The sequence below is a fragment of the Nocardiopsis lucentensis DSM 44048 genome (assembly GCF_000341125.1).
Taxonomy (GTDB): domain Bacteria; phylum Actinomycetota; class Actinomycetes; order Streptosporangiales; family Streptosporangiaceae; genus Nocardiopsis; species Nocardiopsis lucentensis.
On record NZ_ANBC01000449.1, the window covers coordinates 1 to 1,499 of the forward strand.

Sequence of the window (1,499 nt, forward strand, 5' to 3'; positions counted from 1 at the left end):
CCCAGCGTTCCGGATCGCCTGGCCCACCGTAAGTCCCGGCTGTCACCGCCCGGCCGTGAGGATTCACGAACCCGGACATGACATCTGTCATCCGCCCCGGTGGGACCGCCGCCGCTCGGCCCCCTCACCCGTAGGCGGCCACCAGTCCCCAGAGCATGAGCGAACCGAGGGTGAGCGAGAAGACCACCGACAGGACGAACACCGGCACGTGCAGCCACCGCCGGTGCCCGTTCTCCGTCGGCGCCCGGCGGAGGTGCCACACCCCGACCGTCACCCCGACGGCCGCGGCTCCCACGGCCAGGGCCCACAGCGCCAGGGGAGCCCAGGCCCAGTCCCCGGCCCGCTGTCCGGCGACGAGCCAGGCCGCGGCCCCCAGGGACAGCGACACGACGCGCAGGCGGTCGAGCGGCCGCTGGGTGAGGAGGGTACGGCGGCGCAGCATGAGCGAGAGCAGGAGCACCGGGGGAACCGCGGTCATCACGGTCGCGACGACCGCGACGGGGGTGGGAGGGGTGTCGGCCAGCGGCCGCGGGTCCTCCTTCAGGAGCTCGTAGGCCAACTCCATGGAGTCGACGCTCTGCGCGTTGGACATGACGACCACGCCCCGCGCTCCGTCGAGGGCCAGCATCGTGCTGGTGCCGAAGGTGTCGCCCGCGTGTCTGGTCACCGGGCCGACCCCGGGCACGTCGACGGTGAACCAGGCCAGTCCCAGGGCGAAGTCGTCCGACCCGCCACGAGGGTCGGGGATCCCCTCGTACACGGGCTCCAGGGCGCTCATCCCGGGGGCGGTGCCGTCGGCGACCGCGGTGAGGTACCGGGTCAGGTCGGCCGGGGTGCTCCAGGTGCCGCTGCCGGCGGGCGCGTAGTCGGTGTCCCGCCAGGGCTCGGTGCGTGCGCCGGGAACAGCGTGGGGAACCGCGCCGCCACCGGGGACGCCGACGACGGTGTCGTCCATGCCCAGCGGCTCCAGGACCCGCTCGGCGACCAGTTCGGGGTAGGGCGTGCCGCTCTCGGCGGCCAGCGCCGCGCCGAGGACCGAGAAACCGAGGTTGGAGTACTGGAACTCGCCGGGCCGGTCGGCGGTGGTGGTCGCCAGCGCCTCCACCGGGGGCGGGGCTCCGGCGAAGGGGTCGGTGAGGATGACCGGCGCGATGACGTAGCCGTACAGGGGGTCGCCGGCGGGAAGCGTCGGCAGGCCGGAGCGGTGGGTGGCCAGGTCCTCCAGCGTGGCCCCGGCGACGTCCGGATCGGCGAACACGGCGTCCGGGAACACCTCGACCAGGGTGCGGTCGAGCGACGTCTCCCCCTTCTCCACCATGTCCGCCAGGGTCATCGCCGTGACCGTCTTGAACAGCGAACCGGTCTCGAAGAGGGTCTCCTCGTCGACCGCGACCGCGCCGTCCTCGGTCCCCGCCCGCGCGAACTCGACGGCGTCGGGGGCGTCGACCGGAAACCGCGCCACCACCAGGCCCTGCACGTCGCGCGGGTCGACCACGGCC

The 1,499-nt window shown here is 74.0% G+C and carries 1 protein-coding gene; it reads right to left on the reverse strand.

Annotated elements, in window-relative coordinates; translation table 11 throughout:
* Nucleotides 1-124: 124 nt before the first annotated feature.
* A partial coding sequence (locus D471_RS0115710) for a serine hydrolase domain-containing protein (RefSeq protein ID WP_017599503.1) occupies nucleotides 125-1,499 on the reverse strand: 1,375 nt, incomplete at its 5' end.